Source organism: Blautia sp. DFI.6.71 (genome assembly GCF_020593585.1).
Classification (GTDB): Bacteria; Bacillota; Clostridia; order Lachnospirales; family Lachnospiraceae; genus Blautia_A; species Blautia_A wexlerae.
In genome coordinates this window covers 84,820-109,233 of record NZ_JAJDMJ010000005.1, presented here as the reverse complement: position 1 = coordinate 109,233, position 24,414 = coordinate 84,820, and the positions used below count along the sequence as shown (strand labels likewise).

Below are 24,414 nucleotides of genomic sequence, written 5' to 3'. Positions count from 1 at the left end.
TTAACAACAAAAAAATGCCGTATTTATGCGGCTTTTGGCGTTTCGCAAACGCCTATACACTTTTTAAAAGAAAAAGGAGATTTATTATTATGTGGGAAGCGATCAATTCTTTTTTGACAACAGTAGACAATCTGGTCTGGGGCGTGCCCCTTATGGTCCTGATCATGGCAGGTGGCATCCTGTTAACTGCCAGACTTGGACTTCTTCAGATACGAAGACTCCCCCTTGCATTAAAATGGATGTTTAAAAACGAAGAAGAAGGCGACGGTGAGATTTCCAGCTTTGCAGCTTTATGTACAGCACTGAGTGCCACAATCGGAACCGGTAATATCGTCGGTGTTGCAACTGCTGTCTGTGCCGGAGGTCCCGGAGCTTTATTCTGGATGATTCTTGCAGCATTCTTTGGAATGGCAACAAAATTTTCCGAAGGTCTTCTTGCAGTGAAATACCGTGTGGTAGCAGAAGACGGTCACAGCCTTGGCGGTCCTTTCTATTATATTGAGAAAGGTATGGGAACAAAATGGAAATGGCTTGCAAAGATCTTTGCATTCTTTGGTGTATGTGTAGGTCTTTTCGGAATCGGTACATTCAGCCAGGTAAATGGTATTTCCAGTGCAGTTCAGAACTTCTTTGATCCGAACAAATCAAACTGCGTAAATATTCCGTTTCTTGGAGAGTATTCCTGGGCAGTTGTAATTTCTTCCCTGATTCTTGCAGCCTGTGTTGCAGCAATCCTCATCGGTGGTCTGAAACGAATTGCAACAGTCAGCCAGATTATTGTACCGTTTATGGCGGTGATCTATCTGATCTTCAGTGTAGCGCTGATTCTTTTAAACATTACAGAGATCCCGGCAGCTATCGTAACAGTTGTGAAGGGAGCCTTTAATCCGTCAGCAGTGACAGGCGGTGTGGTAGGAACAATGATCGTATCCATGCAGAAAGGTGTGGCTCGTGGTATTTTTTCAAATGAAGCAGGTCTTGGTAGCGCACCTATCGCAGCGGCAGCAGCTCAGACAAAAGAGCCTGTACGTCAGGGTCTTGTAAGCATGACTGGTACATTTATTGATACGATCGTGATCTGTACAATGACAGGTCTTTCCATCGTACTGACAGGTGCATGGCAGGTAGAAGGTCTGGAAGGTGTTCAGGTAACAACCTATGCATTCCAGCATGGACTTCCGATCCCTGGACAGATTTCTGCATTTGTATTAATGATCTGTCTGGTATTCTTTGCATTTACTACAATTCTTGGATGGGATTATTACAGTGAAAGATGTCTGGAATATCTGACAAACGGACATAAGAAAACAATCCTTACATACCGCTGGCTTTACATTCTGGCAGTATTTATCGGACCGTACATGACAGTAAGTGCTGTATGGACGATCGCAGATATATTCAACGGACTGATGGCGATTCCGAATATGATCGCATTGTTCGCATTAAGTGGAGTGATCGTAAAAGAAACAAAAGCGTTCTTTGCAGCAGAAAAGCATAAAATGTAAGGAATCAAAAGTAATAAAATAACAGTAAATCCTCTGATTATGGAATTTATAGCAATCCTGATCAGAGGATTTTTTCTGCTTGCATTTGACTGATTATGACTTTTTGTGCAAAGTAAACCAAAATCAGTCATTATTTTTATGAATTAGTTTGATTGACTTTGGATGAATATGACAGTATACTAAGATCATAAACAAAAAACAGTCATGAACATGCAGAAAAGACATGACAATATGTACTTTTGGAATCTTTTGGTGAAAGTGAAATAAAGACTCCGAAAGGATACCAATATAAAACGGGAGGGCAAGAAGAGATGATTTACACAGTGACTTTTAATCCATCTCTGGACTATATCGTTTCGGTAGATGATTTTAAACTGGGGCTGACAAACAGAACAAGTTCAGAGCTGATGCTTCCGGGGGGAAAGGGAATTAATGTTTCCACAGTCCTTATGAATCTTGGGATTGAGAACACTGCACTTGGATTTACTGCAGGGTTTGTAGGGAAAGAAATTATCCGTAGATTACATGAGATGGGAGTGAAATCTGAGTTCATTCAGATTAGTGAAGGGGTTTCAAGGATCAATCTGAAACTGAAATCTATTGACGGAACCGAGATCAATGGTGCAGGACCGGTGATCAGCAAGGATAAAGTAGAGGAACTGATGAAGAAACTGGAAGAGCTTGGAGAAGGCGATGTACTTTTCCTGGCAGGCAGCATTCCATCTTCTATGCCGGATGACATGTATGAACAGATCATGGCAAGGCTGGATGGAAAAGGTGTGATGATCGTAGTTGATGCCACAAAGGATCTTCTGGTCAATGTTCTGAAATATCATCCGTTCCTTGTAAAACCAAATAATCATGAACTGGGTGAGATCTTCGGTGTAGAATTAAAAACAAGAAAAGATGTAATTCCTTATGGAAAGAAACTTCAGGAAAAAGGTGCAAGAAATGTGCTGATCTCCATGGCCGGCGAAGGTGCAGTTCTGGTAGCAGAGGATGGACAGGTATTTGAAGAACCTGCACCAAAAGGCAGGCTGGTCAATGGTGTGGGTGCAGGAGATTCCATGGTAGCAGGATTCGTTGCAGGCTGGATGGAGAAGAAGGATTACGAACATGCATTCCACATGGGAATTGCAGCAGGAAGTGCAAGTGCATTTTCTGAAAATCTTGCAACAAAGGAAGAAATAGAAGCGGTTTATCGTCAGATAACCGAAAAATAATAAAGGGGGAAGAAGAGATGAGAATAACAGACCTGCTTGACAGACGAAGCGTATCGTTAACAGCTGCTCCGAAAACAAAGTCAGAAACTCTGGATATGGCAGTTGATCTGATGGTAAAGAGTGAGAAGATCAGCGACCGTGAGGCTTATCGTAAACAGGTATATTTAAGAGAAGAAGAGAGCACAACAGGTATTGGCGAGGGAATTGCCATTCCTCATGGTAAATGTGATGCAGTTAAGAAGCCGGGACTTGCGGCAATGGTCATCAAAAATGGTGTAGAGTTTGAGGCACTGGATGATGAACCTGTAACCTTATTATTCCTGATCGCAGCGCCGAATACAGAGGATAACATTCACCTGGATGTACTCAGCAAGCTCTCTGTGATGCTGATGGATGAGGAGTTTACAGAATCTCTTCGCAATGCATCGTCTGTAGATGAGTTTATGGATATTATTGACAGGGCAGACAGTGAAAAGAAAGATATTGATGAGAGACTGGCAGATACCGGATCAGCAGAAGGAACACAGGCTAAGATCCTTGCTGTTACTTCCTGTCCTACAGGTATCGCACATACGTACATGGCAGCAGAAGGAATTGAAAAAGCTGCAAAAGCAAAGAACTGTTTTGTAAAGATCGAAACCCGCGGATCCGGCGGTGCAAAGAATGTGCTGACAGATCAGGAGATTGCTGATGCAGACTGTATTATTGTCGCAGCAGATGCCAAGGTTCCCATGGAACGTTTCGATGGTAAAAAAGTGATCGAATGTCAGGTATCCGACGGAATCAGTAAAGCAGATCAGCTCATTGACAGAGCAATCAATGGGGATGCACCGGTCTACCACGCAGCAGCCGGTTCCCAGACATCTTCTGCCGGTAACAAATCCGGCGGCAGTGTAGGACATAAGATCTATATGCAGCTGATGAATGGCGTATCTCATATGCTTCCGTTGGTTGTAGGCGGTGGTATCCTGATCGCCATTGCGTTCCTGATCGATGGATTAAGTGTAGATTTAAGTGCGCTTCCGGCAGATCAGAGAGCAAACTTCGGTACCATTACTCCGGTAGCGGCTCTGTTTAAAGGAATCGGTAATACAGCATTCGGATTCATGCTTCCGATCCTTGCCGGATTTATTGCAATGGCAATCGGTGACAGACCGGCACTTGCACTTGGTCTGGTAGGCGGTATGATGGCAGCCAACGGTAAATCTGGTTTCCTTGGAGCTTTGCTTGCAGGCTTTGCAGCCGGATATATTATTCTTGGACTTCGTAAATTATGTGATAAACTTCCGGAAGCCCTGGAAAAGATCGCTCCTGTTTTAATCTATCCTGTAGTTGGAATTCTTGTTATGGGACTCCTGATGACATTTATTGTAGAGCCTGTTATGGGCGGTATCAACACAGGTCTGAATAATGCCTTGACAGGAATGGGAAGTTCTAGTAAAGTAATACTTGGCATTGTGCTTGGCGGAATGATGGCTATTGATATGGGTGGTCCGTTCAACAAAGCAGCATATGTATTCGGAACAGCTGCAATTGCAGCAGGTAACTATGATATTATGGCAGCAGTTATGATCGGCGGTATGACACCTCCCTGTGCAATTGCACTGGCAACACTGCTGTTTAAGGATAAGTTCACAAAAGAAGAGAGAGATGCAGGTCCTACCAACTTTATCATGGGTCTTGCATTTATTACAGAAGGTGCGATTCCGTTCGCAGCATCTGACCCCCTTCGTGTACTTCCATCCTGTATCGTAGGATCTGCGGTGGCAGGAGCGATTTCCATGGCATTCGACTGTACACTGATGGCACCACACGGTGGAATTTTCGTATTCCCAGTGGTTGGAAACGCAGTTATGTACCTGGTCGCACTGGTTGCGGGAACAGTAATTTCTGCAGTTCTGCTTGGCCTCTTAAAGAAGAAAGCAGCATAAGCACCGAAATAAGAAAAGCAATAACAAAAAATTAAAATAAAGAACATGGAGGATATCAAAATGAAAGAATTTAAGTATGTGGTTACAGACAACGAAGGAATCCACGCACGTCCGGCAGGAGAACTTGTAAAACTGGTAAAAGGTTTTGAATCCACTATCTCCATCGAAAAAGAAGGTAAAAAAGTAGACTGCAGAAAACTTCTTGCACTGATGGGGCTTGGCGTTAAGAAAGGTCATGAAGTAACATTCACAATTGAAGGCGCTGATGAAGAAGCAGCATACGAAGCAGTAAGCAAATTCATGCAGGAGAACCTGTAATTCACAGAATTAAATATAAGAAACTGACAGACAGGAGATGATGCATTCATCTCCTGTTTCTGTTATAATGAGATATCAGGTTACTGTTCACACATCACTATCCCGCGAGGTGTTTTGGCATGAATATGCCAAAATCCCGAGACATACAAGCCAAAATTCCATTGCCGCAGGCAATCTGGAATGAATTTTGGCTACGTTACTGTGAACGGAGTGAACAGTAACGTAGAATTGCGGGAGCTGCGAAGCAACGGAGCAATTCGTAGATATCGGAGAAAATAATCAGAAGTAAACAATCAAAGTAAATATATAATGGAGGCAGAAGCATATGCTTACAGAACAGAGATTTGACATTATTCTGAAGCTTCTGGAAGAAAGAAAAAGTATTACAGTAACAGAACTGAGAGAACTTCTGGACGCATCAGAGTCCACAGTGCGCAGAGACATCACTGCACTGGACAAAGCAGGAAAACTTACCAAGGTTTTCGGCGGCGCAGTAGCATTAAATCATAAAGTAACTGCCTATGAACCGACAGTAGCGCAGAAATCAGAATTAAATAAAGAAGAAAAGCAAAAGATCGCAAAATATGCAGCCAGTCTGATCACACCAGATGATTTCGTTTATCTGGACGCAGGAACCACCACTGGTCTGATGCTGGAATATCTGGAAGGTGTAAAAGCTGCCTTTGTCACCAATGCAGTATCCCATGCCCAGACTCTGGCAAAGATGGGAATCCGGGTTTACCTGATCGGAGGAGAACTTAAGAGTTCAACAGAGGCAGTCGTAGGCAGTCAGGCGATGCAGATGATCCAGATGTATCATTTTACAAAGGGATTTTTCGGAACCAATGGAATTACCAGAAGGGAAGGCTTTACCACACCGGATACCAGTGAAGCAATTGTAAAGAGTACTGCAATGAAGCAGTGCAAAGATGTATATATCCTGACAGATAAGTCAAAGTTTGGAGAAGTAAGTTCTGTCACATTCGGCGTGTTTACAGATGCTAAAATTCTTACAGAAGAAATTCCGGAGGAGTATGAGGACAGCAAAAATATTCTGAAAGTGAAATAAATAATGGATCAAATGCCGCCGGCAGACAGAGCAGGCAGGAATGATATTTAGATTGGAGAGATGTGGGATGAAGTTTGGGCATATTGGAGATCTGCATATTGGAAAAAGGGTGCATGATTTTTCCATGCTGGAGGATCAGAGATATATTCTGAATCAGATGATCAAAATTTTTGAGGAACAGAAAGTTGATGGAGTTCTGATCGCAGGGGATGTTTATGACAAGACAGTGCCGTCGGCAGAGGCAGTGCAGCTGTTTGATGAATTTATTACAGGATTGGCTAAAGCTAAGATCCCGGTGTACATGATCAGTGGAAATCATGATTCTGCAGAAAGGCTTTCCTTTGGGGCGAAGCTGTTTGAAAGTAGTGATATTTATATTTCGCAGGTCTATGATGGAGAGATGAAAAGGATTGTGTTAAAAGATCAGTATGGACCAATATCTGTATATCTTCTGCCCTTTTTGAAACCTGCGGCAGTACGCCATGCTTTACAGAGGGATGACATTAATACTTATGAAGAGGGTGTTATGGCTGCTCTGCAGGAGTGTGAGATCGATACGACACAGAGAAATGTGCTGGTGGCACATCAGTTTGTGACCGGAGCAGACAGAAGTGACTCAGAAGAAACATGGGTTGGTGGTCTTGACAATGTCAGTGCGGAAGTATTTAAGGATTTTGACTATGTGGCACTGGGACACATCCACAGACCTCAGAAAATGGGGAGAGAGACCTTGCGTTACAGTGGGACGCCGCTTAAGTATTCTTTTTCGGAAGCAGATCATAAAAAGTCAGTAACGATTGTGGAGCTTCTGGAGAAAGGAAATGTGAGGGTCAGTACAGTACCTTTGATTCCCAAACATGATATGCGTAAGCTGAGGGGAACTTATATGGATGTGACAGCGAAGGATCAATATACTACTGAAAATAAGATGGATTATCTTCAGATTACCCTGACGGATGAGGAAGATGTGCCGGGGGCACTTCAGAAGCTGCGTACTGTTTATCCCAATCTGATGCGTCTGGAATATGATAATAAACGAACACGTGAGAACCGGGAAGTTCAGGCAGTGGAGGCTCAGGAACAGAAGTCAGAGCTGGAACTGTTTGAGGAGTTTTATGAACTGTTAAATAATGAACCTATGAAAGAAGAACAGACAGAGTTTGTGGAGAAACTGATCCAGAATCTGAAGGAGGTGCGCGTATGAAACCATTGAAGCTGACATTATCTGCATTTGGTCCATATGCGGATGAGACTGTGATCGATTTTACACAGCTTGGAGGACAGGGACTTTTTCTGGTGACCGGAGATACGGGAGCAGGAAAAACGACGATCTTTGATGGGATTACATTTGCGTTGTACGGGGAGACAAGCGGAGGAGTCCGGGAGGCATCCATGCTCAGAAGCAAGTATGCAAAACCGGAAACACCTACCTATGCGGAATATATTTTTGAATATAAAGATGCAGTGTATACAGTGAAGCGAAGCCCGGATTATGAGCGCCCAAAGACCAGAGGTACCGGAATGACCACCCAGAAAGGGGAAGCATTGCTTACTTTTTCTGATGGAAGAGCTCCTGTGACAAAGCTGAAGGAAGTGAATCAGACAGTTACTGATCTGATCGGGTTAGATATGAAGCAGTTTACGCAGATTGCTATGATCGCACAGGGAGATTTCAGAAAATTGCTGCTGGCTGACACAGAGGAACGCAGCAACATTTTCAGAAAGCTTTTCCATACGGATATTTATAAGGTGATTCAGGAAAAATTAAAATTCGAGGCCGGTGGTCTGGACAAGGCGTATAAAGAGCTGTTGAGAAGTATCCGCCAGTATACGGAACAGGTCAGATATTCTACAGAAGACCAGTTGGGACAACAGTGGATATTGATGGAGAAGAATGGCTTTGAGGGAAATCTGGAAGAAGGTCTGGAAATCCTGGAGCAGTTTCTGAAGGTAGATAAAGAGACGCTGAAAAATTTGAATAAGCAGATTAAAGAGAACGATAAAGAACTGGAAAAAGTAAATCAGCTTTTGGGAAAGACTCATAAAGAAGCAGATGCAAAGGCAAGGAAGGAACAGCTTCTGCAAGAGAAAGAGGTATTGCTTCCGCAGTTGGAACAGGCACAAAAAGCTGCAGAAAATGGGGCAAAGGAACCTGATGAGATCCAACGCCTGATGCTTTCCATACAGAAAGAAAAAGAGAATCTGGAGCGTTATACAAATCTGGAAAATCTGCTCAGAGAAACAAAGAAGGCTTCCCTGCAGATAGAAAAGCTGGGAACGGACGGTACAGAGCTGCAGAATCGTCAGAAAGAAATGAAAGCTGTGCTTGAAGAAAAACAAAAAGAATATCAGACAACAGACGGTGCAGAAAAAGAAAAAGCAGAAACAGATTTCCGGAAAGAGAAAATAGATACTCTTTATGCAGGAATTTATAAGAATTGTGGAAATCTGGAGTTTCTTCAGACAAAAATCAGTGAACTGAAAACACAGTCCGGGCAGGAAGAACAACTTGCGAAACAGATAAAAAAGGATTTGACTGATCTGGAAGAGAAAATTGTTTCCGGTGGGAATCTGGAAATCAAAGAGAACAGTCTGGTCATACGTTTGCAGCAGATAGAGAAAATAGAAGATCAGCAGAAACGGTATCAGGATCTGGAAAAGGAAGCAGAGAGAAAAAAGAAGGGTTATCTGACCGCTTCTCAGAAACGGACAGAAATAAAAGAAATCCTGAACAAAATGGAGCAGGCCTATCTGGATGCGCAGGCGGGTGTTCTGGCAGCAGATCTTCAGGATGGGATGCCATGTCCGGTATGTGGTTCTGTTCATCATCCGAAGCTTACACAGATTCCGAAGGAAGTTCCCACAGAAGAACAGCTGAAAAAACAGAAAAAGTTAACAGAAGCTGCGGAAAAAGCGGCATCTGACGCAAGTGTGCAGGCAGGAGAGGCAACAGGACTGATGCAGCGCTGCAGGGAAGAATTGACAGAAGGGGTTAAAGGTTATATAGCGCAGTTTCTGCCAGAAGAGGAGACACAAGAGATACTTCGAAAGGAACTTCCTGATCATGAATTATGTTTATTTGTAAAAAATCAGGAAAGCAGTGTACAGACAGGATTGGAAGAAATCAAAAAACAGAAAAAAGTTCATCAGGATTTACTGAAGAAAAAAGAAGAGTTCATCACACAGTCAGAACAACATGCAAAAGAATTTCAGAAATTACAGATCAGTCTTGAAAAGAGGAAGAGCCAGCTGGAAAGTATTCAGGAACAGCTGCAGAATCAATTGGACGAACCTGTACTGACATGGATCCATGAAGAAGATATAAGACAGAGAATGAAAACTGATCCGGAACTGTCACAGGATTACAGCGGTGAAATAGTGTATCAAAAGGAAATCTGTAATGTATCACAGGCTTTGCTGCAGGGAAAGAGAGCAGCAGAATGGCTGAAACAGCAGCAAAATATTCTGGGACAGAAACAAAAGGATCTGACAGCACTTCTGGAACAGAGAAAACTTCTGGAGATGCAGATTGGTAAGACTCAGACAGAACTCACAACGATCACAGACCAGATCAATCAGAATCAGCAGCAGACAGCAGCAGAGAAATCCAGATATGAGCAGCTGCAGAAGCAGAGAGAGAATATGGAAAAAGAGCTGGGTGAAAGGACAAAGGAAGAAATCCTGTCTCAGATCCAGATTAAGACTGAGGAACAAAAGAAGCTTGAAATACATTATAAAACAGTAACAGAAGCGAGAGAAGTATTAGAAAAGAGAATGACAGAACTGGATTCGGTAATTGCATCTCTGACAGAACAGTTAAAAGAATCCATAAGTATTTCAGCTGAGGAACTGAATGCTCAGAAAGAAAACTTTGCACAGCAAAAGAAATCACTTTCAGAAAATCGTGATGAAATCCATGCCCGCCTGGAAATCAACAGTGACATGTATGAAAAAATCCGCAGACAGCAGACAGAACTTCTGAAAACGGAAACCCGCTGGAAGTGGATGAAATCTCTCTCAGACACTGCCAATGGTACGATCACGGGTAAGGCAAGGATCATGTTGGAAACTTACATCCAGATGCAGTATTTTGACCGCATTCTTGCGCGTGCCAATATCCGTCTGATGACCATGAGCAGCGGTCAATATGAGTTAGTTCGCAGGAAAGAAAACAAGAGCAGGGTAGGGAAAACCGGTCTGGAACTGGATGTAGTAGATCATTACAATGGAACTGTTCGAAGTGTCAAGACCTTATCAGGTGGAGAAACATTTCAGGCATCCCTGTCTCTGGCACTGGGACTTTCTGATGAAATTCAGTCAAGCTCCGGTGGAATCCAGCTTGATACCATGTTTGTGGATGAAGGTTTCGGATCTTTGGATGAAGATGCCCTTGATCAGGCAATCCGCGCATTGAAGGATCTCAGTCAGGGAAGCAGACTGGTGGGGATTGTTTCCCATGTAGCAGAGCTGAAAGAACGTATTGATAAGAAGATCATAGTAACAAAGAAACGGACAGAAGATGGAGTTGGAAGTACGATCTGTATAGAAGGATGAGATTTTATGGAATTGCTCTGCTGCAAAGCGGCTCCCACAATTCTCAATAAGAAATAGAGTAGAAAAACAGAGGGGATACAGTATGTATATTCCTCTGTTTTTTGCGATTTAAAAAATTACTAAAAAGTTATATAAAATTAACTTGACAGAATATCAGAGATAGTATATATTAAACTATAGAGTTAGATGCAAATAACTTAAGCTACTGACCAATCTGTTGAAGGTCTTTTTGCAGCAGTAAATTCAAGCCTTACAGCAAACAAAAGCAATAAAATGTTTCGTAAAGCTTTATTTTTTAATAAATGGTTAGTGCATTCTAACCGATATTTTGTTATTGAGAAAGGAATCATAACATGCTGGAGAAATCTGTGATCGAACATTGTTCACCTACATTAGCATCTATTAAAACCGGAAATCTTTTTACATATAAATATGAATCTGAGGAAGAATTATGGAAAAGCGTAGAAGGTTTTAATGAATGTGTAAGAGAAAAAGGCGTTTCCCTCACAGTACTTCGCAGGAGTGAGAAAAAGGCGCTGATTTATGTCTGCCGGTTCTCAAGCCTTGAAAGAGATCTGAAGAAACCTGGTGTTGCGAATTTCATAAAGAAGTATGGGTATGAGAGTACAGATCCTGCATATGCACTTGAGAGACTGAGAAGCCGCCTGGCCCAGAGAGAAGATTTTCCTCATGAAATCGGATTGTTTCTGGGATATCCACTGGGAGATGTGATCGGATTTATCAAGAATGCAGGGCAGAACTGTAAATGTGTAGGTTGTTGGAAGGTTTACTGCAATGAATGTGAGGCAATAAAGGCTTTTGCCAGATTTAAGAAATGTACCAACGTGTATGTACGTCTTTGGAATCAGGGAAGAAGTGTACGCCAGCTGACAGTAGCTGCGTAAGGAAGAAGCTATATACAGTAATATAGCAGGGACGGAGAGTCCATTTAAGAATCAGTATAATAGAAAAGCCGTATGACTTTTTATTATAATATAAATCATGGCTTTGCGGCAAAGAAAAAGCAGAGCGAATTTAAGGAGGATTTTAATCATGAGTAAAGTAGCAGTTGTATATTGGAGCAGCACAGGAAACACAGAGGCAATGGCAAATGCAGTTGCAGACGGAGTTAAGGGAAAAGGCGGCGAGGCTGTTCTTCATACTTGTGAGGATTTTGACGGATCTAAAGTAACTGAATATGATGCAATTGCTTTTGGATGCCCGGCAATGGGAGATGAAGTTCTGGAAGATACAGAGTTCGAGCCGATGTTTGATGGATGTAAAGATGCACTCAAAGGCAAAAATATCGCTCTTTTTGGTTCTTACGGATGGGGAGATGGCGAATGGATGCGCAACTGGGAAGATTCCTGCAAGGAAGCTGGTGCAAACCTTGTATGTGAAAGTGTGATCTGCCAGGAAGAACCAGATGATGAAGCTACAGAAGCATGCAAAGCACTGGGTGCTGCATTAGTATAATTGAAATAAATATGAGAAAATAATGATTTACGTAATAAATCAGCGGGTTCTAAATATTTAAAGTGCGAAAAAGAGACTGTTTACATATTAAGATGTAGCAGTCTCTTTTATAGTTTTGCTAAATTAAGTAAGTCTCCTGCATTAATTACGAAGGATAATGAGCAGCGGATGGGAAATTACTTATACCGGGAAAAGTGCAAGCCTCTTCTTATAAACTGCGAGACAGTTATTTGGCGTAGAGCTACATAACGAAATCGGGGAATAGTATCGTACAGATAATAATCAAGTCAAAAGTGTTTCGTGTTCATGGAGCGTACGATATTCTCTTGGCGTACATCCATAACATTCCATAAAATATTTAAATGAATAACTTAAATGATTAAATCCGCACAAGATAGCAATCTCTGTTATGCTTTTCTGCGTAGTGCACAGGAGACGGCAGCTGATCTTTAATCGGTAGGTATTGAGAAAATCCACAGGAGACTGCTGCATATAATGTTTAAATATCTGGCAGCATTTACTCCTTCCTACATGACCGGCGGCTGCAATATCCGTAAGAGATATTTTCTCAGGATAATGCTGATAAATAAAGGATACCATATCTTTCTGAATGTTCAGTTCCTGTTCGGACTCTGATTTATTTTTTGCAGCTGACAGCAGATCAGTGCGGATAAGAAAGCTCCATAGTTCCAGCATACAGCTTATAACACCTAATTCATAACCTGAATCAGAATCTTCTTTCAACAGGAGAACTTCCTGTAAATATCTGCCGACTTTCACCCCTGCTTCATCATTTGAGTAAAAATGATGAAATTCCAGGCTGGTGTTTTCGAAAAAAGGAAGAAAATATTTTTCCTGTAATATCTGGTTATTCCCAAACAAAGAAGGGTGAAACAGAATACAGAGAAAATAGCAGTCCTGTTGTTCAAAAGCATATCCGTAATGCATCTGTCTTGCATTGACCATCAGGGAATCACCTTCATTTAAGATAAGTCTTTTTCCGTTCACATAATATCTCATTTTTCCAGTGATAATATAGATCCATTCAATATCATCATGCCAGTGGCAGGGAGCACACATGTTATAATAAGAAGCAAGATGTGCCGCCCGGATATACAAAGGAATTCCGGCATGATCATAAGGAACTACTTCTGAAGAATCTGGCATAAGTTCTGTTCTGATTAATCCCATAAATTCACCTCGCGTACGATTTTTATAAAAAATAAGGACTATTCTGATAGATTACTGTATCTGAGAATACTATAATTATAACATCTGCAGATGTAAAAAATCAATCAGAGGGATATGATGGAATCAGAAAAAAGAATTTTTTACAGAAAGCTATGGGGACTGGTATTTCCAATCGCAATCCAGAATCTTATGACTGCGCTGGTAAGTGCTTCTGATGCGTTTATGCTGGGATTTGTCAGCCAGACATCATTATCTGCTGTTTCACTGGCAACACAGATACAGTTTGTACATAATCTGTTTATGCTTGCCCTTACGATTGGCGCGACAACTCTGGCTGCGCAGTACTGGGGAAAAGGCGATACAGATTCAGTAGAGGAGATTCTGGCAATCGTTCTTAAAATTTCTATGGCTGTATCAGTTGTATTTTTTATAGCTGCAATGTTTTTTTCGGGATTTCTTATGAGAATATTTACGAATGACATAAGATTGATTCAGGCAGGAATTCCGTATCTTCGAATTGTGAGTGTTTCTTATCTGTTTATGGGATTTTCGCAGATTTATCTCTGTATTATGAAAAACAGCGGAAGAACTGCAAAGAGTACCATCTATGGATCAGTAGCGGTTGTGATTAATATTGGATTTAATGTGATATTTATTTTCGGGCTGGCGGGATTTCCTGCTATGGGAATTGCGGGGGCTGCACTTGCAACTACAGTTTCCAGGGCGCTTGAATTGCTACTGACTATTTATGAAAATATGCACCGTTCATTAGTATGTGTCCGACTAAAATATATCCGAAACAGCTCGAAGAAACTGAAAAAGGATTTCTGGCACTATACGACACCTGTTCTTGGAAATGAACTGGTCTGGGGATGTGGATTTACCATGTTTTCGGTTATTATGGGACATCTGGGCAGTGATGCGGTGGCCGCCAATTCCGTAGCAAATATTCTGAAAAATATTATCGCATGTGTATGTAATGGAATCGGAATCGGAGCTGGTATTATTGTCGGAAACGAGCTTGGAAAAGGCGAGATGGAACGGGCCACGGAATACGGAAACAGACTTTTTAAGCTTGCGGTATTTGCAGGCGCAGTTTCAGGGCTTATACTTTTGGCAGTGAGCCCGGTTTTAAGGATATTTACGGGCAGTCTCAGTGCACAGGCACATTCTTATTTAAAGAATATGATGTATATCTGTACCTATTATATGATAGGAAAGTCGGTGAATGCTACAGTGATTGCCGGTGTATTCTGCGCAGGCGGAGACACGAAATTTGGACTGAAATGTGATGCAGTAACGATGTGGGTGATTCTGATCCCGATAGGGATGATAACAGCATTTGTGCTGAAACTTCCGATCATGGTGGTTTATTTTATTATCAGCATGGACGAGATAATAAAACTTCCTGCTGTATATAGACATTACAAAAAATATAACTGGGTGAGAAACCTTACAGAACTCAATTAAATCAGAATATAAATGCTTGGAAATAGTGTAACTATTAAGGCTTCTGGCACATCATTTACAAAATAATGATGTGATAAGGTTGTGCAGGGTATTTAACAGTTAAAAATAAAAACGTAAAGGAGAAGATAACAAATGAATCAGAGAGAAAGAATGTTAAGCGGACTTCCGTACAAAGCGTGGTTAGATGGGCTTGAAGAGGACAGACAGGCATGCAAACAGAAGATTTATGATTTTAATCAGCTGCCACCATCCAGGCAGAGCAAGGAAGCACCTCAGATGATAAAAAATATTTTTGGAAAAACAGGCGAAAATGTCTGGGTGGAAGCACCATTCCACTGTGACTATGGCTGGAACATTGAAGTAGGTGAGAATTTCTATTCCAATTATAATCTGACAATCCTTGATGTGGGAAAAGTAACATGTGGAAAAAATGTTCAGATCGCGCCAAATGTCTCCATTTATACAGCGGGTCATCCGGTTCATCCGGACAGCCGTAATTCAGGATATGAATACGGAATTCCTGTAACAGTGGGAGATAATGTATGGATCGGCGGAAATACAGTGATTCTTCCGGGTGTTACCGTTGGAAGTAATGTAGTGATCGGTGCAGGAAGTGTAGTATCCAAAGATATCCCGGATAATACGATCGCAGCTGGAAATCCATGTAAAGTAATCCGCAAGATTACAGACGAAGACAGAATCTATTACTTTAAGAAACAGAAATTTGATGATGAGGCGTGGGAAGAAGTAAAGAATAAAAATAAATAGCAGAACTGACAGTTTGCCTATGCCAAAATCCCGAGACATACTTTGCGAAGCGTGTTGCTGTGAACGGAGTGAACAGTAATCAATTCCACAAAATACAGGTAAATAATAGACAGGAGATGATGCATTCATCTCCTGTTTATGTTACAATGAATATGATAAATATGGGAGTTGTTCAGTAATGGAGCAATTTGCAGATATCAGGGTGGATAGAGTGAATATACAGATGGAGGCAGAAGATGCTGACAGAACAGAAATTTGACATTATCTGAAAAAGGAGAGAGAAAATGAGTCTGAAAATTGAAAAGAAAAATGAAGGAACAAAAGATACGGTATTTTTGACCGGGAGATTAGATACAGCAACTGCACCTGAATTGGATACTTTTGCCGAGAAAGAGTTGATCAATACTCAGGAACTTGTATTGGATTTTGCAGGGCTTGAATATATTTCATCAGCCGGCCTGCGTGTTATTCTGAAAATGCAGAAATTTATGAATGTAAAAGGAACTATGAAATTGATTCATGTGAGTGATATCATACAGGATGTATTCGATATTACGGGATTTGCAGACATACTGTCAATCGAATGACTGTGGTTGTAAAGATACAGAACTGCACAGCGAAAAGGGGGATTCTATTTACCTGAACTGAATGAAGGAAGGAGAAGTGGATTTGAAAAGTATTACAGAAGAAGCAAAAATAGAGAATATAGCGGTAATTACAGATTTTGTAAATTCCATACTGGAAGCAAATGGATGTTCTGCAAAAGTACAGATGGAGATAGATATTGCGATAGATGAGATATTTGGCAATATTGCCTATTATGCTTATACGCCAAAAACTGGAGAGGCAACTGTACAGGTTGAAATAAAGAATTTTCCTGAAAGACTGGAACTGACGTTTATAGACAAAGGCATTCCTTATAATCCATTAGAAAATAAAGATCCGGATGTTACCCTGGATATAGAAAAAAGAAAAATCGGGGGGCTTGGAATTTTTCTGGTTAAGGAAATGATGGATGAGGTTTCATATGAATATGCAGACGGGAAAAATATATTGAAATTAAAAAAGAATTTATAGATTTCATACATTGTAAGTGTATATTGCTATTCATGAACTTTTGAATAACTGCGCGTCGCATTATAGTTACTGTGGAGTGGACTGCAGCGATTTATGTGCTCATATGTTGCAAAATGACAGAAAAGAGGAGTTTTTGCGCATGACAATTCGGAAAATGTATGATATGATGAACTTATAAATATCAATTTGTAACTGTAAAAATATTATATTGTAAAAAAACACACACAATTACCCGCAAAATAAGAAATTTAGACGCAAGATTGTTCGAGAAATCAACTTGTCGGCACACTAACAGGAAATATGGGTAGAAAATATCTGTAAGAAATATGTATAAAATAATATGTAATCAGGAAGGAGATATAAATTATGGGATTGATCAAAGTAGCAGCCGGTGCATTTGGCGGAACAATGGCAGATCAGTGGAAGGAGTTTTTTTACTGCGATGCAATAGATAAAGATGTTCTGGTTGTAAAGGGTGAGAAGAGAGTAGGCGGACGTTCTTCCAACAAAAAAGGCAGCGATAATATTATTTCAAGCGGTTCCGGAATTGCTGTTGCAGATGGTCAGTGTATGATCATCGTAGAACAGGGAAAGGTTGTGGAGGTTTGTGCAGAACCCGGACAGTTTACCTATGATGCATCCACAGAACCAAGTATTTTTGCCGGAAGTCTGGGAGAGGGGATCCACAGGACTTTTGATACAGTAAAGAAGCGTTTTACATTTGGCGGCGATACAGGCAAAGACCAGAGGGTTTATTATTTTAATACAAAAGAACTGGTAGATAATAAATTCGGAACAGCAAATCCAATCCCATTCCGGGTAGTTGACAGAAATATCGGTCTTGACATAGATGTATCTGTGCGCTGTAATGGAGTATATTCTTATAAGATTGTCGATCCGCTCCTGTTTTATACAAATGTGTGCGGAAATGTTGAACAGCAGTATGACAGAGAAGAAATTGAAGTTCAGTTAAAGACAGAATTTGTAAGTGCTCTTCAGCCTGCATTTGCAAAAATCTCAGAACTTCAGATCCGTCCAAGTGCCATTCCGGGACATGTTCTGGAATTATGCGATGCCATGAATGAAGCCCTTACGAAAAAATGGCAGCAGACCAGAGGTCTTGCGGTTGTTTCCATTGCCATGAATCCTGTGACTCTTCCGGAAGAGGATGCACAGCTTATCAAAGATGCACAGAAGAATGCCATTCTCAGAGATCCGACTATGGCAGCAGCGACACTTGCCGGTGCTCAGGCAGATGCAATGAAATCAGCAGCCTCCAACACTGCAGGTGCTATGACCGGATTTATGGGAATGGGCATGGCAGGCCAGGCAGGTGGAGCGAATATGCAGAATCTCTATCAGATGGGGGCACAGCAGCAGGCAGCACAGCAACAGGCAGCACAGAATATGCAGCCGGCATCCGGGGCAGGAACATGGAAATGTGAATGTGGTGCAGAGAATACAGGAAAATTCTGCTCTGAATGTGGTAAACCGAAACCGCAGCGGGAAGAGTGGATATGCAGCTGCGGCGCAGTAAATACCGGTAAATTCTGTTCTGAATGCGGAAGCCCAAGACCGACCGGAAAGTGGACATGCAGCTGTGGTGCGGTAAATACAGGAAAGTTCTGTGCAGAATGTGGAAAGCCAAGACAGTAAAATACAGCAGGGGGAGAAATGTCTATGTCTGATCTGAGAGAATATAAATGCCCTGCCTGTGGCGGTGCAATAGAATTTGACAGTAAGTCCCAGAAAATGAAGTGTCCATACTGTGATACAGAATTTGAACTGGAAACATTAAAAGAACTGGATGCGCAGATGGAGCGTGAAGCCGGACAGCAGGATGATCTGTCAGGATGGCAGACAGATGCCGGTGGAGAATGGCAGGAAGGTGAGACAGATGGAATGAATGTCTATACCTGTCAGTCCTGTGGTGGTGAGATTATCGCAGATGAGAATACAGGAGCATCAAATTGTCCGTATTGTGGAAATCCCGTAATTATGACAGAGAAGTTTAAAGGTGCATTAAGGCCGGATCTGGTGATTCCGTTCAAATTGGATAAGAAAGCGGCAAAAGAAGCATATTACAGGCATATTAAGGGAAGAACATTTTTGCCAAAAGCATTTCGCAGGGAAAATCATATTGATGAGATTAAGGGGCTATATGTTCCGTTCTGGCTTTTTGACGGGGATGTTGATGCTGATGTGCGTTATAAGGCGACAAAGGTAAGAATGTGGAGTGACCATGATTATGATTATACGGAGACCAGCTACTATTCTGTGGAGCGAAGCGGAGAGATGACATTCGTTTCTGTACCTGTAGATGGATCAGAAAAGATGGCAGATGATTTGATGGAATCCATTGAACCATTTAAAATTTCAGAGTCTGTGGATTTTCAGACCGCATATCTTTCCGGATATCTGGCAGATAAGTATGATGTCAGTGAAAAAGAGAGCATCAACAGGGCACATGACCGTATGAAAAAGAGCGCAGAGGAAGTACTGGCAGATACAGTGAAGGGTTATGCTTCTGTTGTTCCCGAAAATACAAACGTAAATATTTCAGGCGGAAAAGCACAGTATGCACTGTATCCGGTATGGATTCTGAATACAACATGGAAAGATAAGAAATATATATTTGCAATGAACGGACAAACCGGAAAAATGACAGGAGACCTTCCGATTGACAGGGGAATTTATTTGAAATGGCTTGCCGGACTGACCGCTGTATTTACGGTTGTTTTGTGCCTTGCCGGACTGCTGATTTTTTAGGGGAGGACGAAAGATATGCTGAAGAAAAAGATCATACCTGTATTTCTGGCTTCTGTCCTTACTGTATCAGGTACAACAGGATTTGTGACGGAAGCATTTTCAGAAAATGTTTATGCGGCAGAAGAAGTGCATACAGAAAGGCTGGCAGATTTTGCAGATCTGTTAGATGATGGGCAGGAAGAAGAACTGGAGGCGAAACTGGATCAGGTCAGCGAGGACTACGGCTGTGATGTTGTGGTTGTCACAGAGGAGACTCTGGATGGTGCAGTTCCGCAGGATTATGCAGATGATTTCTTTGATTATAATGACTATGGCATGGGAGAGGACAAGAGTGGTATATTGTTTTTGATAACCATGTCAGAACGTAAGTGGTGTATCTCCACACATGGAGAGGCTATTCAGATTTTTACTGATGCAGGACAGGAATATATGACGGATAATTTTGGGTCATATTTATCCGATGGTGAGTATTATGAGGGCTTTATGAAGTTTGCTGATCTGTGCGAAGAATTTATCATTCAGGCACAGAGCGGAGAACCGTACGATGTAGAAAATCTGCCGGAGGAAACCATCCCTTTTTATATGATATTTCTCATTTCGCTTGTGGTCGGATTTGTGATCGCGCTGATCGTAACCGGAGTAATGAGAAGCCGGATGAAGACTGTACATATGAAGCCGGATGCAGCAGATTATATGAAAGACGGAAGTCTTCATATTAACAGAAGCCGGGATATATTTCTGTATCATCAGGTCACACGTACGGCGAAGCCGAAGGAAGAGAGTTCCGGTGGCGGTGGAAGCAGTACCCATACAAGTTCTTCGGGTGAGACGCATGGGGGTTCCAGTGGATCATTTTAACTGACTGGCATGACATATAAAAATCCTGATCTTTTATATTATTTTATGGGATAACCATAAAATGACAGGAAAGATTGGGATTTTATTTTGCGCAAAATTACGGATACCGGTTGCAAGACATCAGAGAATATGATACAGTACAAGGTGGTTTGTTTTGTGTAGAGACAGTTGTCCGGCAAAAAGAAAATAAACTGCGAAGCGGATTGCAAATATCCGCCTGACGATAACAGATTTCTGCACAAAAGAATTATAAAATGAAATAAAAAACAGAAATAATGGAGAGGACATGAAAAAATACGTTGATAATTTTATGCAATACCGGTTTCTTTTGTCAGAACTGGTAAAAAAAGGGATTAAGCTGAAATACAGACGTTCTTATCTGGGAATGATATGGTCTATGTTGGAGCCGTTGCTTACCATGATCGTGCTTACAATTGTATTTGGTACTTTGTATGGAAATACAGACAGGACCTTTCCTGTATATATCCTGACCGGACGACTCCTGTACAGTTTCTTTTCACAGTCCACCAAGGCCGCTTTGAAATCTATACGTCAGAACTCGGCAATGATCAAAAAGGTATATGTACCCAAATATTTGTATCCGCTGTCCAGTGTGCTTTTTAACTATGTGATCTTTCTGATCTCACTGATCGTACTGGCAATGGTGAGTGTGATACTTGGTGTAAAGCCTACGTTCTATCTGCTTCAGGCACCAATCGCACTGATACTGATTCTTATTATGTCATATGGATGCGGAATGATCCTGGCAACAATAGGTGTATTTTTCAGAGATATGGAATATCTCTGGTCTGTAGCACTTATGCTGGTTATGTATACATGTGCGATTTTCTATTATCCTGAAAAGCTTTTGAAGAGTGGATGGGCATGGATACTGAAATATAACCCATTGTATTGTGTGATTGATATTTTCAGATGTTCAGTATTTGGAAAAGCGATGAATATTCATTATTTTGCATATGCACTTATCTTTTCCGTTGTGGCAATGGTGATTGGATTATTCTGCTTCAAGAAGAAACAGGATGATTTTATTCTTTACATCTGAGAACTGAGACAGAAAGCTGCAGGGCAGCGGAACGAATTATTTTTGAAAAATAAGGAGAAAAAATGAGCAAACAACCAGCGATTATTGTTGATAATGTGAGTATGAAATTTAATCTCAGCAAAGAGAAAGTAGACAGTCTGAAAGATTATATTATCAAGTCAATTAAAAAAGAGATTAAATATAATGAATTCTGGGCTTTGCAGAATGTGAGCTTTACAGTGGAAAAAGGAGACAGGGTAGGAATCCTCGGACTGAATGGTGCAGGAAAGAGTACTCTTCTTAAGGTTATCGCAGGCGTTTTCAAACCAACAGAAGGTTCAGTTACAAAACATGGGAAGATGGTTCCGCTTCTGGAACTGGGTGCAGGATTTGATCAACAGTATACAGGAAAGGAAAATATTTATCTTTACGGAGCAATGCTTGGATATTCCAAAGAATTTATTGATGAGAAGTATGATGAGATCGTGAAATTTTCCGAATTGAAGGATTTTATTGATGTGCCGATCAAGAACTATTCATCAGGTATGAAATCCAGACTTGGATTTTCGATTGCTACAGTGGTTTCTCCCAAAATTCTGATATTGGACGAGGTATTATCTGTAGGTGATGCGAAATTCCGTAAGAAGAGTGAGAAGAAAGTACTCAGCATGTTTGATTCGGGTGTAACAGTGTTGTTTGTCTCTCATTCTCTGGCGCAGGTTCAGAGAATCTGTAATAAGGCGATGATCCTTGAAAAAGGAAAACTGATCGCTTACGGAGATATTGATACGATTTCTGAACAGTATGAGAAAATGACTAACTGACAGGGACAGACAGAGATATCTGTCTGACAGAGAAAAAATTTAAGAAGTCAGAAATATCCGGAGGAGTATATGACAAACGGATTAAAAAAAGAAGATTCAGCAGCTTTAAAAGGTCTTGCAGTGTTACTGCTGATCTTTCACCACTGCTACCGTCTTGCAGACAGAATCGAAAGATATCAGGTGGATCTGTGCGGGCTGACAACAGAACAGCTTGTTGCTATTGCGGAATGCTGTAAAATCTGCGTGGCAATATTTGCATTTGTATCCGGTTACGGGCTGATGTATGGATATTCGGCTAAAATGAAAAATAAAGAAAAGTATGCAGTATCAGAATGGATATCCGGACATCTTCTTTCCACTATGTCCGGATTCTGGTTTACTGCAGCTGTATCCTATCTTATTTACTTTGGACTTGGACTTAAGGATCCGAGCAAGTGGGGAGAAACCTTTTATGAAAGAGGATTCGCCGTATTTGCAGATATACTGGGAATCTCCAGACTTTTGGAGACTGAAAGTCTTAACGGGGCATGGTGGTATATGAGTGCTGCGTTTGTATTTATTATATTGCTTCCTCTGTTAGATGGGACGATTGAGAAATTTGGAGGCATATTCTGTATTGCAGTTATCTTTTTGCTTCCGAGAATTTTAGGTATTGGATTTCAGGGAGGCTCAAAGCCATATTCATTTCTTTTGATATTTGTGGCAGGAATGTTATGCTGTAAATATAATTTCTTTCAAAAATTGCATGAATACAGGCGGAAAAAATTAAAATTCATCTGTTTGTCTGCTTTACTGTGTGCCTGCCTTTTCCTGTACCATAAAATCGACCTGAAAATTTTCTGGGAATTTCGGTATGCACTTGTTCCATTCCTGCTGATTCTCTTTTGCGTTGAATATTTGTTCAGGATTACGCCTGTATCCTTGTTCTTTCAGTATCTGGGCAGGCATTCCATGAACATCTGGCTGGTACATACATTTGTGAGAGATTCTCTGGGAAAATATGTATTTGCATTAAAAAAATTCTGGCTGATTCCTGTTGCAGTTCTTGTGATTTCGCTGGGAATCAGTTACTGCCTGGATTTTCTTAAGAAGATTACAGGATATCAGAAACTGATACGGCTGTTAAAGAAAAAGGTGACGGAACATTATGCGGTACGGGAATGATTTTTCGAGAGGATCGCAATAGGATTCAGAGTGGACAATAGTGACGGATGGGAGAGCGTATCATGAAAATACTGCAGATTGGAATGGGAAATGTTGCCGGAGGTCTGGAAGCATTTGTGATGAATTACTATAGAGTTCTGGTGGATATGGATATACAGTTTGATTTTGTGTGTATGTATGATAAAATTGCATATGAAGAGGAAATCAGGAAACTGGGTGGAAGGATCTACTATATTCCAAATGTAAAAAAGAACTATCGGGGCTATATAAAAGAACTGAAAAAAATAATAAAAGAAACAAAATATGATGCAGTACATGTAAATATGCTTTCAGCTGCAAATATTGTTCCGTTACGTGTGGCTCATACAATGAAAGTGCCAAAGATAATTGCGCACAGCCACAGCTCTTCCTGTCCCGGACTGATCAGAAAAATCATGGACAACTGGAACAGACCAAAGATTGCAAAATATGCTACTGACAGGATTGCATGCGGAGAAATGGCGGGCAGGTGGCTGTTTGGAGATAAAGCTTTCCAAAGCGGTCAGGTTACGTTGATCAATAATGCCATTCAGGCAGAGAAGTTCAGTTTTTCAGAAAAAGACAGAGATTCACTCAGAAAGGAACTGGGATGGGAAAATAAAACAGTGATCGGTCATGTCGGAAGATTTGATATTCCGAAGAATCATGACAGAATGCTTGATATTTTCCAACAGATCGTTTCCGAAAAAAAAGATGTGATGCTGTGTCTGGTAGGTCCAAAGGAAGGTCTGTACAAAGAGATAAAAGAGAAAACAGTTCAGAAAGGACTGGAAGATAAGGTATATTTTGCCGGTAAACAGGAGAATATCCGCAGGTATTTATCTGCTATGGATGTTTTTCTGTTTCCGTCTGTTTTTGAGGGTGTGCCATTTGCGCTTATTGAAGCCCAGGCAAATGGACTTGCCTGCGTGATGTCAGAGGCGGTGTCTGAGGAGGCAGTTGTTTTTCCTGAGAGAGTCAGACGGCTGTCACTTGACAGAGATAATATACAGTGGGCGGCAGCAGTGATGGCAATGAGTTCTATGAACAGAGAAGCGGCTGATCTGATAAAGAAGCGGCTGTCAGATACGCATTTTAACATTGAGACAGAGGCAAAACGTTTGAAAGATTTATATTATCATACGAGGTAAATTACA

21 protein-coding genes are annotated in these 24,414 nt (G+C 41.1%); 20 read left to right on the top strand and 1 reads right to left on the bottom strand.

What is annotated here, in order from left to right; genetic code table 11:
• Nucleotides 1-89 precede the first annotated feature (89 nt).
• From LJE12_RS04500 to LJE12_RS04460, 9 genes are all read left to right on the top strand, one after another.
• Nucleotides 90-1,505, top strand: coding sequence for an alanine/glycine:cation symporter family protein (locus LJE12_RS04500; RefSeq protein WP_118409254.1), 1,416 nt, complete (start codon nucleotides 90-92; stop codon nucleotides 1,503-1,505).
• Nucleotides 1,506-1,816: 311 nt separating this feature from the next.
• Nucleotides 1,817-2,728, top strand: coding sequence for a 1-phosphofructokinase (pfkB, locus tag LJE12_RS04495; RefSeq protein WP_055152893.1), 912 nt, complete (start codon nucleotides 1,817-1,819; stop codon nucleotides 2,726-2,728).
• A 17-nt stretch (nucleotides 2,729-2,745) separates the two neighbouring features.
• Complete coding sequence (locus LJE12_RS04490) at nucleotides 2,746-4,659, top strand: PTS fructose transporter subunit IIABC (protein ID WP_173679345.1); 1,914 nt, start codon at nucleotides 2,746-2,748, stop codon at nucleotides 4,657-4,659.
• A 60-nt stretch (nucleotides 4,660-4,719) separates the two neighbouring features.
• A complete protein-coding gene (locus tag LJE12_RS04485) occupies nucleotides 4,720-4,977 on the top strand; it encodes an HPr family phosphocarrier protein (protein ID WP_019162036.1) in 258 nt (85 codons plus the stop codon).
• Nucleotides 4,978-5,302: 325 nt separating this feature from the next.
• Nucleotides 5,303-6,046 (top strand): DeoR/GlpR family DNA-binding transcription regulator, encoded by a 744-nt coding sequence (locus tag LJE12_RS04480; RefSeq protein ID WP_173698413.1) that lies wholly within the window; start codon nucleotides 5,303-5,305, stop codon nucleotides 6,044-6,046.
• Between the two features lie 40 nt (nucleotides 6,047-6,086).
• On the top strand, nucleotides 6,087-7,250 hold the full coding sequence (locus tag LJE12_RS04475; RefSeq protein WP_330597757.1) for an exonuclease SbcCD subunit D: 1,164 nt from the start codon (nucleotides 6,087-6,089) through the stop codon (nucleotides 7,248-7,250).
• Nucleotides 7,247-10,600: an SbcC/MukB-like Walker B domain-containing protein gene (locus LJE12_RS04470; protein ID WP_118340056.1), complete on the top strand. Its 3,354-nt coding sequence runs from the start codon at nucleotides 7,247-7,249 to the stop codon at nucleotides 10,598-10,600. Before LJE12_RS04475 ends, LJE12_RS04470 begins: the two co-directional genes overlap by 4 nt.
• 353 nt (nucleotides 10,601-10,953) lie before the next feature.
• On the top strand, nucleotides 10,954-11,505 hold the full coding sequence (locus tag LJE12_RS04465; protein WP_008703555.1) for a DUF3793 family protein: 552 nt from the start codon (nucleotides 10,954-10,956) through the stop codon (nucleotides 11,503-11,505).
• Nucleotides 11,506-11,653: 148 nt separating this feature from the next.
• Nucleotides 11,654-12,076: a flavodoxin gene (locus LJE12_RS04460; RefSeq protein WP_008703554.1), complete on the top strand. Its 423-nt coding sequence runs from the start codon at nucleotides 11,654-11,656 to the stop codon at nucleotides 12,074-12,076.
• Nucleotides 12,077-12,358: 282 nt separating this feature from the next.
• On the opposite strand, the gene LJE12_RS04455 is transcribed toward LJE12_RS04460, so the two are convergent.
• On the bottom strand, nucleotides 12,359-13,267 hold the full coding sequence (locus tag LJE12_RS04455) for an AraC family transcriptional regulator (RefSeq protein WP_227226789.1): 909 nt from the start codon (nucleotides 13,265-13,267) through the stop codon (nucleotides 12,359-12,361).
• Nucleotides 13,268-13,381: 114 nt separating this feature from the next.
• Here LJE12_RS04455 and LJE12_RS04450 point away from each other — a divergent pair, with 114 nt between their 5' ends.
• From LJE12_RS04450 to LJE12_RS04400, 11 genes are all read left to right on the top strand, one after another.
• Nucleotides 13,382-14,737: an MATE family efflux transporter gene (locus LJE12_RS04450; RefSeq protein WP_008703550.1), complete on the top strand. Its 1,356-nt coding sequence runs from the start codon at nucleotides 13,382-13,384 to the stop codon at nucleotides 14,735-14,737.
• Nucleotides 14,738-14,869: 132 nt separating this feature from the next.
• Entirely contained in the window at nucleotides 14,870-15,505 is a 636-nt protein-coding gene (locus LJE12_RS04445; RefSeq protein ID WP_020993972.1) for a sugar O-acetyltransferase, read from the top strand.
• A gap of 284 nt (nucleotides 15,506-15,789) precedes the next feature.
• On the top strand, nucleotides 15,790-16,092 hold the full coding sequence (locus LJE12_RS04440; protein WP_008703548.1) for an STAS domain-containing protein: 303 nt from the start codon (nucleotides 15,790-15,792) through the stop codon (nucleotides 16,090-16,092).
• 76 nt (nucleotides 16,093-16,168) lie between these two features.
• Complete coding sequence (locus LJE12_RS04435; RefSeq protein ID WP_306452303.1) at nucleotides 16,169-16,582, top strand: ATP-binding protein; 414 nt, start codon at nucleotides 16,169-16,171, stop codon at nucleotides 16,580-16,582.
• 366 nt (nucleotides 16,583-16,948) lie between these two features.
• Nucleotides 16,949-18,238: an SPFH domain-containing protein gene (locus LJE12_RS04430; RefSeq protein WP_227226790.1), complete on the top strand. Its 1,290-nt coding sequence runs from the start codon at nucleotides 16,949-16,951 to the stop codon at nucleotides 18,236-18,238.
• Between the two features lie 24 nt (nucleotides 18,239-18,262).
• Nucleotides 18,263-19,351, top strand: coding sequence for a hypothetical protein (locus LJE12_RS04425; RefSeq protein WP_008703545.1), 1,089 nt, complete (start codon nucleotides 18,263-18,265; stop codon nucleotides 19,349-19,351).
• Between the two features lie 15 nt (nucleotides 19,352-19,366).
• On the top strand, nucleotides 19,367-20,209 hold the full coding sequence (locus tag LJE12_RS04420; protein ID WP_025577097.1) for a TPM domain-containing protein: 843 nt from the start codon (nucleotides 19,367-19,369) through the stop codon (nucleotides 20,207-20,209).
• A 286-nt stretch (nucleotides 20,210-20,495) separates the two neighbouring features.
• Entirely contained in the window at nucleotides 20,496-21,272 is a 777-nt protein-coding gene (locus LJE12_RS04415; RefSeq protein WP_008703542.1) for an ABC transporter permease, read from the top strand.
• Between the two features lie 62 nt (nucleotides 21,273-21,334).
• Nucleotides 21,335-22,075 carry an ABC transporter ATP-binding protein gene (locus LJE12_RS04410; protein WP_008703540.1) on the top strand — a complete coding sequence of 247 codons (741 nt, stop codon included), beginning with the start codon at nucleotides 21,335-21,337 and terminating at the stop codon, nucleotides 22,073-22,075.
• Nucleotides 22,076-22,144: 69 nt separating this feature from the next.
• Nucleotides 22,145-23,239 carry an acyltransferase family protein gene (locus LJE12_RS04405; RefSeq protein ID WP_227226791.1) on the top strand — a complete coding sequence of 365 codons (1,095 nt, stop codon included), beginning with the start codon at nucleotides 22,145-22,147 and terminating at the stop codon, nucleotides 23,237-23,239.
• Between the two features lie 62 nt (nucleotides 23,240-23,301).
• The gene (locus LJE12_RS04400; protein WP_227226792.1) at nucleotides 23,302-24,408 is read left to right on the top strand and encodes a glycosyltransferase family 1 protein; all 1,107 of its coding nucleotides are present in this window, start codon (nucleotides 23,302-23,304) and stop codon (nucleotides 24,406-24,408) included.
• The last annotated feature ends 6 nt before the right edge of the window (nucleotides 24,409-24,414 follow it).

Coding starts and splice junctions, on each gene's coding strand:
- LJE12_RS04465 (WP_008703555.1), top strand. CDS start 10,954: ATGCTGGAGAAATCTGTGATCGAACATTGTTCACCTACATTAGCATCT.
- LJE12_RS04425 (WP_008703545.1), top strand. CDS start 18,263: ATGTCTGATCTGAGAGAATATAAATGCCCTGCCTGTGGCGGTGCAATA.
- LJE12_RS04400 (WP_227226792.1), top strand. CDS start 23,302: ATGAAAATACTGCAGATTGGAATGGGAAATGTTGCCGGAGGTCTGGAA.
- LJE12_RS04480 (WP_173698413.1), top strand. CDS start 5,303: ATGCTTACAGAACAGAGATTTGACATTATTCTGAAGCTTCTGGAAGAA.
- LJE12_RS04430 (WP_227226790.1), top strand. CDS start 16,949: ATGGGATTGATCAAAGTAGCAGCCGGTGCATTTGGCGGAACAATGGCA.
- LJE12_RS04475 (WP_330597757.1), top strand. CDS start 6,087: ATGATATTTAGATTGGAGAGATGTGGGATGAAGTTTGGGCATATTGGA.
- LJE12_RS04470 (WP_118340056.1), top strand. CDS start 7,247: ATGAAACCATTGAAGCTGACATTATCTGCATTTGGTCCATATGCGGAT.
- LJE12_RS04405 (WP_227226791.1), top strand. CDS start 22,145: ATGACAAACGGATTAAAAAAAGAAGATTCAGCAGCTTTAAAAGGTCTT.
- LJE12_RS04420 (WP_025577097.1), top strand. CDS start 19,367: ATGCTGAAGAAAAAGATCATACCTGTATTTCTGGCTTCTGTCCTTACT.
- LJE12_RS04460 (WP_008703554.1), top strand. CDS start 11,654: ATGAGTAAAGTAGCAGTTGTATATTGGAGCAGCACAGGAAACACAGAG.
- LJE12_RS04490 (WP_173679345.1), top strand. CDS start 2,746: ATGAGAATAACAGACCTGCTTGACAGACGAAGCGTATCGTTAACAGCT.
- LJE12_RS04450 (WP_008703550.1), top strand. CDS start 13,382: ATGATGGAATCAGAAAAAAGAATTTTTTACAGAAAGCTATGGGGACTG.
- LJE12_RS04415 (WP_008703542.1), top strand. CDS start 20,496: ATGAAAAAATACGTTGATAATTTTATGCAATACCGGTTTCTTTTGTCA.
- LJE12_RS04455 (WP_227226789.1), bottom strand. CDS start 13,267: ATGGGATTAATCAGAACAGAACTTATGCCAGATTCTTCAGAAGTAGTT.
- pfkB (WP_055152893.1), top strand. CDS start 1,817: ATGATTTACACAGTGACTTTTAATCCATCTCTGGACTATATCGTTTCG.
- LJE12_RS04445 (WP_020993972.1), top strand. CDS start 14,870: ATGAATCAGAGAGAAAGAATGTTAAGCGGACTTCCGTACAAAGCGTGG.
- LJE12_RS04410 (WP_008703540.1), top strand. CDS start 21,335: ATGAGCAAACAACCAGCGATTATTGTTGATAATGTGAGTATGAAATTT.
- LJE12_RS04500 (WP_118409254.1), top strand. CDS start 90: ATGTGGGAAGCGATCAATTCTTTTTTGACAACAGTAGACAATCTGGTC.
- LJE12_RS04440 (WP_008703548.1), top strand. CDS start 15,790: ATGAGTCTGAAAATTGAAAAGAAAAATGAAGGAACAAAAGATACGGTA.
- LJE12_RS04485 (WP_019162036.1), top strand. CDS start 4,720: ATGAAAGAATTTAAGTATGTGGTTACAGACAACGAAGGAATCCACGCA.